The organism is Streptomyces olivochromogenes, from assembly GCF_021538895.1.
Taxonomy (GTDB): Bacteria; Actinomycetota; Actinomycetes; order Streptomycetales; family Streptomycetaceae; genus Streptomyces; species Streptomyces olivochromogenes_A.
Window position 1 is genome coordinate 84,082 of the sequence record NZ_JADDRL010000029.1, and the last position, 8,279, is coordinate 92,360.

Below are 8,279 nucleotides of genomic sequence, written 5' to 3' on the forward strand. Positions count from 1 at the left end.
CCCCTCCACCCACGGGTGGAGACCCGCCCCTGCGCCCCCAGGTCACTCGGCCCTGGTCCCGTTCTTACACACCTCGACCTCAGCGGCCGACAGCCATGGGGCCGCGTTCGCTGCCGGGACGGAATGCGGGCGGCCTGGGTTGGGTCTGCTCTGCGTCGGGGCGGTGCCGGGGTGGTTTTGCGAGGAAGCGGCGGGACTGGGTCGCTTGGCAGCGAGGCCGCCGGGTCTGCGTGAGTTTTGGAGCGGCTGCGGGAGCGGCGCAGAGCGGGCGGCCTGGAGTGGCCTGTGGGTGCGTGCCCTGCGGGCTTGGTCCCTCGGGCCCCGGGCCGACGGGCTTCGGAACACGGGGCCCAGGGTCACCGGGCTGCGGACCACGGGGACCGGGGCCAGCCGACTACGAACTGCAAACACCGGGGCCACCGGGTCCCGGTGTCCAGCAGGTGCTGTCGGCCTCGGCCCAGACACAGCCCAGGCCAGTCCCATCCAGGCCACCCGCGCCCCGACCCGACCCTGATTCAGCCCTCGCAGCTCAACCCCAGCCCCGGCCCGGGCCACCGGCCACCGGCCACCGGCAATCCTGCAGCCCGGCGGCCGGGCGGCCCGGCTTCGAACCAACCCGCCCTCATCCCCGGCCAAAGCCCAGCGCAGCGGCTACGCGTCGATTCGCGACCGATCCAACGTAGCCGCCGAGCTGGAGATGAACTCCTTGCGGGGCGCCACGTCGTTGCCCATCAGCAGGTCGAAGACGCGCTCGGCGGCGTCCAGGTCGGAGAGGTTGATCCGGCGCAGGGTGCGGTGGCGCGGGTCCATCGTCGTCTCGGCCAGCTGGTCGGCGTCCATCTCGCCCAGACCCTTGTACCGCTGGATGGAGTCCTTGTACCGGACGCCCTTGCTCTGGAACTCCATGAGCTTGTCGCGCAGCTCGCGGTCCGAGTACGTGTAGACGTACTTGTCCTGGCCCTTCTTCGGCTGGACGAGCTCGATGCGGTGCAGCGGGGGCACCGCGGCGAACACCCGGCCGGCCTCGACCATGGGCCGCATGTAGCGCTGGAAGAGCGTCAGCAGCAGGCAGCGGATGTGGGAGCCGTCCACATCGGCGTCGGTCATCATGATGATCTTGCCGTAGCGGGCCGCGTCGAGGTCGAAGGTCCGGCCCGAGCCCGCACCTATGACCTGGATGATCGCGCCGCACTCGACGTTCTTCAGCATGTCCGTCACCGACGACTTCTGAACGTTGAGGATCTTGCCGCGGATCGGCAGCAGCGCCTGGAACTCGGAATTCCGCGCGAGTTTCGCCGTACCGAGCGCGGAGTCTCCCTCGACGATGAAGAGCTCGCTGCGCTCGACGTCGTCGCTGCGGCAGTCGGCGAGCTTGGCGGGCAGGGAGGAGGACTCCAGGGCCGTCTTCCGGCGCTGCGCGTCCTTGTGCTGGCGGGCCGCGATGCGCGTACGGGCGGCCGCGACGACCTTCTCCATGACGACCCGGGCCTGCGCCGCGGTGTCGCGCTTGGTGGAGGTCAGGAAGGCCTTGAGCTCCTTGTTGACCACGTTGTTCACGATGCGCCGGGCCGCCGAGGTGCCGAGGACCTCCTTGGTCTGGCCCTCGAACTGCGGCTCGGCGAGACGGACGGTGACGACCGCCGTGAGGCCCTCCAGGGCGTCGTCCTTGACGATGTCGTCCTCGGCGACGCGCAGCAGCTTCTTGGCGCGCAGCACCTCGTTCATCGTCTCGCGGACGGCCAGCTCGAAGCCGGCGACGTGCGTACCGCCCTTGGGCGTGGCGATGATGTTGACGAACGACCTGAGGTTCGCGTCGTAGCCGGTCCCCCAGCGCAGCGCCACGTCGACGCCGAGCTCGCGGGTGACCTCCTTCGGGGTCATCTGGCCGTGCTCGTCCAGGACCGGGACCGTCTCCTTGAAGGTGCCCTGTCCGCTGAAGCGGAGGACGTCGCAGACCGCCTTGTCCGTGGCGAGGTACTCGCAGAACTCGCTGATTCCGCCGTCGAAACGGAAGGACTCCTCGCCCTTGCTGCCGCCCTCGCCCAGGCCGTACTCGTCCCGGACGACGATGGTCAGTCCAGGCACGAGGAAAGCGGTCTGGCGGGCCCGCTGGTGCAGCGTCTCCAGGGAGAGCTTGGCGTCCTTGAGGAAGATCTGGCGGTCGGCCCAGTACCGCACGCGCGTGCCGGTGCGGGTCTTGGGGATCTTCTTGGCCTTGGTCAGGCCGCTCTTGGCCTCGAACTTGGCCTCCGGGCCGTTCGCCGCGAAGGCGCCCGGCACGCCGCGCCGGAAGCTGATGGCGTGGGTGTGGCCGCTGCGGTCGACCTCGACGTCGAGGCGGGCGGACAGCGCGTTGACCACGGAGGCGCCGACGCCGTGCAGGCCGCCGGAGGCGGCGTACGAGCCGCCGCCGAACTTGCCGCCGGCGTGCAACTTCGTCATGACGACCTCGACGCCGGACATGCCGGTCTTGGGCTCGACGTCCACGGGGATGCCGCGGCCGTTGTCCCGCACCTCCACGGAGCCGTCGTCGTGGAGGATCACCTCGATGTGGTCGCAGTAGCCGCCGAGGGCCTCGTCGACGGAGTTGTCGATGATCTCCCAGAGGCAGTGCATCAGGCCTCGACTGTCCGTCGAGCCGATGTACATACCCGGGCGCTTGCGCACGGCTTCGAGGCCCTCAAGGACGAGCAGGTGCCGCGCGGTGTAGTTGGAACCGTCCCGGTCTGCTCCTGCCAGCAGAGCTGTGGACGGCACGGACGTCTCGGCGGTCACGCGGTTCGCTCCTCGCTGAATTTCAGGTGAGCCCCTTTTGGGTAAGGGGCCGGCTTCGGTCGCCGCTCAGAGGGTACCGAGGCCTGGTAGAGCCGATGTAACACCACCCTCGTCTGAACTCAGACTAGTCCAGAGTCGCATGGGTGTTCGATCCCTCGATGGGGTGAAGTACACATCACGTTCCCTTCGAGGCATGAACCATTTAGGCTCCGGGCACGTCCTCCTGAACAACCGGCAACCCAGCCGGGAGGACTAAGACTGACAGACTGAGCGAACCCGTAAGACACATAAGACACGCTTTACGGCACATTCGCCGCCAACCGGCAGCAGACAGCCGCCCCGGAAAGATTCTTTCGAGGAAAAGCCACGAGCGGGAACGTTTTCGGGCTGGTTGGATGTTGACCCTGGTACGACAGCTCGTCGAGCTAGAGAAGAGGCGACGTGACTACTGTTCTGACCCCCGCGAGCCACCTGACGGCCGCCGATCGCTGCGACCGCTGTGGCGCCCAGGCATACCTGCGCGTCGTCTTGCTCAGCGGCGGAGAACTGCTCTTCTGCGCCCACCACGGCCGCAAGTTCGAGCCGGAACTCAAGAAGATCGCCGCTGAGATACAGGACGAGACGGAGCGGCTGACGACCGTTCCCGCATCCGCCTCCGAAGAAGAGCGCTGACCTCTCGCATTCCCGACGAGCCAGCACCGGCACAGGCCGGACGAACGGGCGGCCGCTCCTTGCGGGGAGCGGCCGCCCGTCGTCGTCTCACAGGAGCCCTCAGGCGTCCTCAGACGCCTGTGTGCGACTCGCGCGAGCCACTGCCGGCGTTCGGGCCCAGCACCTTCACCACGTCGGACACGCGGGTGTAGACCCCCGGGCTTCCTGCCCGCCCACAGCCGCTGCCCCACGACACCAGCCCGATCAGCCGCCCCCCGGCGACCAGCGGGCCCCCGCTGTCCCCCTGGCAGCCGTCGGGGCCGCCCTGGACCTCCCCCGCGCACAGCATGGAGTCCGCCCGGTACGTACCGTCGACGCTGCCGGGATAGGCCTGTGCGCAGAGGGTGTCGGACAGCACGCTCACGCGTGCGGCGTGCAGCCCTCGCGGGTAGTCGCCGCCACCCGTCAGATCACCCCACCCTGACACCGTGGCGCTCGTTCCCGGCGCGTACGCCGAATCACCCTCGGCGGCCATCGCGATGACCGAACTCTGGGGAAGAGATGTGGCGAGGGTGAGTACGGCGAAGTCCCCGGCGTTGTCGACCGGGTCGTAGCGCGGATTGACCCGGATCCCACTCACCGGGATCTCTTCGCCCTCGGACGACAGAAGGTCCGTACGGCCCGCGATGACCTTGAGGTCGCGCGCCTGGCCCGGGAACGTCCCCAGGACGTCCTCGCCCACGCAGTGGGCCGCGGTCAGCACCTTGGTCGGACCGATCACCACTCCACCGCAGAACTGACCCGCCCGCGTACCTCCGAACCGGTCACGGCTGGACAGGGCGACCGTCCAGGGGCTCTGGGACACCTCGATGGGGAACCCGCCCACGACGACGCTGTCGGCGGCCACGGGGGTCGCCTGCGTCAGCGGTATGGCGGCCACGGCGGCCGCCATGACCAGCGGCCGGACCAGTGCCCGCGAAAAGGGACGACGCATACACACGCTCCTCACACTGAGTGCTCTTGAGACACCCAGAGTGATCCAGGACGGTCCGGTGCGCAGCCCGAAGGCCCGGCCCCCCGAGGGGAGACCGGGCCTTCGACGTCGTGCGATCGCGACCTAGTCGAGGTAGTCGCGCAGCACCTGCGAACGCGACGGGTGGCGCAGCTTCGACATGGTCTTGGACTCGATCTGGCGGATCCGCTCACGGGTCACGCCGTAGACCTTGCCGATCTCGTCGAGGGTCTTCGGCTGACCGTCGGTGAGACCGAAGCGCATGGAGACGACGCCCGCCTCACGCTCGGACAGGGTGTCGAGCACGGAGTGCAGCTGCTCCTGGAGGAGCGTGAAGCTGACCGCGTCGGCCGGGACGACGGCCTCGGAGTCCTCGATGAGGTCACCGAACTCGCTGTCGCCGTCCTCGCCCAGCGGGGTGTGCAGGGAGATGGGCTCGCGTCCGTACTTCTGGACCTCGATGACCTTCTCCGGGGTCATGTCGAGTTCCTTGGCCAGCTCCTCCGGGGTGGGCTCGCGGCCCAGGTCCTGGAGCATCTGGCGCTGCACGCGCGCGAGCTTGTTGATGACCTCGACCATGTGCACCGGGATACGGATGGTGCGGGCCTGGTCGGCCATCGCGCGGGTGATGGCCTGACGGATCCACCAGGTGGCGTACGTGGAGAACTTGTAGCCCTTGGTGTAGTCGAACTTCTCGACCGCGCGGATCAGACCGAGGTTGCCCTCCTGGATGAGGTCCAGGAAGAGCATGCCGCGGCCGGTGTAGCGCTTGGCCAGGGAGACCACCAGACGGAGGTTGGCCTCCAGGAGGTGGTTCTTGGCGCGGCGGCCGTCCTCGGCGATGATCTCCAGCTCGCGCTTGAGCTTCGGCGCGAGCTTGTCGGAGTTGGCGAGCTTGTCCTCGGCGAACAGACCGGCCTCGATGCGCTTGGCGAGTTCGACCTCCTGCTCGGCGTTGAGCAGGGGGACCTTGCCGATCTGCTTGAGGTAGTCCTTGACCGGGTCGGCGGTGGCGCCGGCCGCGGCGACCTGCTGCGCGGGCGCGTCGTCCTCGTCCTCGTCGGACAGGACGAAGCCGGCACTCTCGGCGCCCTCCGGCTCGTCGCCGGGCTTGGTGTCCTCAAGGACCTCTTCGTCGGCCAGCTCGACGTCGTCCTTCTTGGCGGTGGTCTTCTTGGCCGCCGCGGTCGTCTTCTTGGCGACAGTCTTCTTCGCGGCCGCCTTCTTGGCGGTCGTCGCCTTCTTGGCTGCGGCCTTCTTTGCGGGTGCGGCTTCCTCGGCGGGGTCGACGGCAGCAGGGTCCGCGGGCGCGGCCGGGGCGGCCGTGGTGGCGGTGGCCTTCCTGGTGGTCACCGTCTTCGCCGCGACCGTCTTGGTGGCGGTGCGCTTGGCCGGACTCTTCGCTGCGACGCTCTTACGGGTGCGCTTGGGCTCCGCGGCACTGACCATCAGCGTCACACCCTCTTCCTCGAGGATCTGGTTGAGGCTGCGCAGTACGTTCTTCCACTGAGTGGCCGGAATCTGGTCAGCTTCGAAGGCCCGACGCACATCGTCGCCGGCGATCTGCCCCTCAGCCTTTCCCCGCTCAATGAGCGCCATGACAGAGACGGACTCGGCGATCTCCGGCGGGAGCGTACGGGATGTGCTGGCCGACACGAACAACCTCTCGGAACGTTGGAAAACGGCTTCCGGCCCCGTCCACAGCGGACAGGAGCCGACCGCCGGCTTGGGGATGGGCCGACGGCGCGGGCGGGGGCCGGGAAGATTCACAGCGCCTTGAACGGCGTCCGTATTCCCTCCGCGGCTGTCACCTCTTAGGTCATCGCGCTGACCCCACGAGCGTTACGCCCAATCTGCGTGGCCCGAGTCACACCCCGTAAGCAATCAAAAACGGTCAGATACGGACAATCAAACTCACCGATAATCTTGACCGCGGCCGTTCCGACGACATGCCGCCTCTTCGCACCACCGGACCCCGCCGGACCCCAGGGGATCCCGCGGGGTCCGGCGGCAGACGGGTCCGAGTCCGGCGCCGTCACGAGGACGCGACACGCTCCGACCGCACCGGCCACGGGGCGGTGTCAGTGCTCGCGCGGGGCGGGCACCACGCGCTCCACCTCGGGATGCACGGTGAGGAGCTGACGCATGGCCGCCTCGGCCGCAGCGCCGTCACCCGTGCCCAGGGCGTCGACGATCCGCGCGTGCTGGGCCAGGGACGTCTCGTTCGGCCGGTCGCAGCCGGTGACGGGGCCGCCGGAGACCTGGAGGGCGGCCGAGACGATGCCCGAGAGGTGCTCCAGCATGCGGTTGCCGGCGATCTGGATGAGCAGCGAGTGGAACTCGGAGTCGGCGCGGGAGAAGGTGAGTGCGTCGCCCTGCGCCATGGCATGACTCATGATCTCGACCATGTCCGAGAGGCGCTGCTGGACGTCCTCGCGCCCGTGCCCGGCGGCGAGCCGGGCGGCGAGAGGCTCGATCGTCCAGCGTAGCTCGCTGAGCTCACGGCGCTGGTCGTCGCGCTGCGGCCCGAAGGCCCGCCACTCGATGATGTCCGGGTCCAGGAGGTTCCAGTCGCTGACGGGACGCACGCGCGTGCCGACGTTCGGACGGGCGCTGACCAGTCCCTTGGCCTCCAGGACGCGGAGGGACTCACGGACGACGGTGCGGGAGACCTCGAAGCGCTGGCCGATCTCCTCGGGCACGAGCGGGCGATCCGCGCCCAGATCGCCCGAGACGATCATCTGGCCCAGCTGCTGGACGAGTTGGCCGTGCAGTCCGCGGCCGCGACTGCCCGCGGCACGTCGGCCCGCCCGGCCCAGCTCGGGGTCCACCCCCTCCCAGGCGGGCACGCCGACGCGGTCGGGGGTGGGGGACTCGGCGTAGGGGTATCGGTCGAGTTCGCCCGGGCCGACGAGACCAGAGTCTGCGGAGCGGGCGGCGGTCATCATGGTGTGCGCAAGGGTACTCACGGATCCTTTGTCGGCGCCGTCTCCAACTCCCTTGAGGTCTTTGGTGAAAAGCACACGAAAGGGTGATCGCTCACCGCGTCGCAATTGACGCCTTATCGGAAAGAAATGGGCTTTCTCCGGGGAGTTGTGTACACGACGGGATCGGAAGCGGGCGGACGGTCGTCATCGGACCCTGCTGCGCAGGGTCGTGAGCACATACGCGCAGAGCAGGGCGGTGAGCGACAACGACAGTGCACCGCCCACGGGTTGGGCGACCACCCGGACGACTCCGGCCAGATATCGCTCGCCCCCGAAGGGCCACTCCAGCAAAAAGACCTCCCGCATCCGCAGCTGAATCCCGGCCGCCGCTCGCACACCAGGCCCCTGCAGCGCCTTCTGTACGAGGGGTACGACGACGACGGGTACGGCGAGTACCGCGGCGAGCCCGGCCGTGGTGGACCGGAAGACGCCTGCCGCCAGCACTCCGGCCCAGGCGCACCCGACCACCAGTCCGAACCAACTCGCGCTCAGCGAAAGCCAGTCCGCGGGAACCTGCGCGAGCTCCCGTCCGTAGACGAGATAGAGCACTTCGGCGTCGCAGCCCAGGGTGAGGAAGGCCAGCAGCAGCGCCGTGGCCCCGGAGACGAGGAGTTTCGCGGTCAGCAGCCCCAGCCGGCGGGGCACGGTGCCTCGGTCCGCCGCCAGGGCGGGGTGGCGGAACTCGTCGCCGAAGGACAGCGCGCCCAGCAGTCCCGCGCCGAGCGCCGCGGGCGGCAGCGGCAGCTGAGCGGGCCAGGCCGCGAACAGGCGCCCCTGCGGGGTGTGGCCGAGGCGGGCGAGCAGTGCGGCGGTGAGCGCGGACACCGCGAGCACGACACCACTGGTGCCCCAGC

General features: G+C 69.1%; 5 protein-coding genes and 1 pseudogene. 1 reads left to right on the forward strand and 5 read right to left on the reverse strand.

Annotated elements, in window-relative coordinates; genetic code table 11:
* Positions 1–651 precede the first annotated feature (651 nt).
* Positions 652–2,775: a DNA gyrase/topoisomerase IV subunit B gene (locus IPZ69_RS17180; RefSeq protein ID WP_235455011.1), complete on the reverse strand. Its 2,124-nt coding sequence runs from the start codon at positions 2,773–2,775 to the stop codon at positions 652–654.
* 441 nt (positions 2,776–3,216) lie between these two features.
* Between IPZ69_RS17180 and IPZ69_RS17185 the strand changes: the two genes are divergently transcribed.
* Positions 3,217–3,447: a DUF7455 domain-containing protein gene (locus IPZ69_RS17185; RefSeq protein WP_235455012.1), complete on the forward strand. Its 231-nt coding sequence runs from the start codon at positions 3,217–3,219 to the stop codon at positions 3,445–3,447.
* 109 nt (positions 3,448–3,556) lie between these two features.
* Here IPZ69_RS17185 and IPZ69_RS17190 read toward each other — a convergent pair whose 3' ends face one another.
* The 4 genes and pseudogenes from IPZ69_RS17190 to IPZ69_RS17205 all read right to left on the reverse strand — a co-directional run.
* A complete protein-coding gene (locus IPZ69_RS17190; protein WP_235455013.1) occupies positions 3,557–4,420 on the reverse strand; it encodes a serine protease in 864 nt (287 codons plus the stop codon).
* A 123-nt stretch (positions 4,421–4,543) separates the two neighbouring features.
* Positions 4,544–6,094 (reverse strand): RNA polymerase sigma factor, encoded by a 1,551-nt coding sequence (locus IPZ69_RS17195; RefSeq protein ID WP_308407485.1) that lies wholly within the window; start codon positions 6,092–6,094, stop codon positions 4,544–4,546.
* A gap of 425 nt (positions 6,095–6,519) precedes the next feature.
* Positions 6,520–7,407: a FadR/GntR family transcriptional regulator gene (locus IPZ69_RS17200; protein ID WP_235455015.1), complete on the reverse strand. Its 888-nt coding sequence runs from the start codon at positions 7,405–7,407 to the stop codon at positions 6,520–6,522.
* A gap of 162 nt (positions 7,408–7,569) precedes the next feature.
* Positions 7,570–8,279, reverse strand: a pseudogene (locus tag IPZ69_RS17205) (ABC transporter ATP-binding protein); the annotation flags it as partial.

Excerpts from the sequence above, each read along its gene's own strand:
- IPZ69_RS17190 (WP_235455013.1), bottom strand. The coding sequence starts at position 4,420 with ATGCGTCGTCCCTTTTCGCGGGCACTGGTCCGGCCGCTGGTCATGGCG.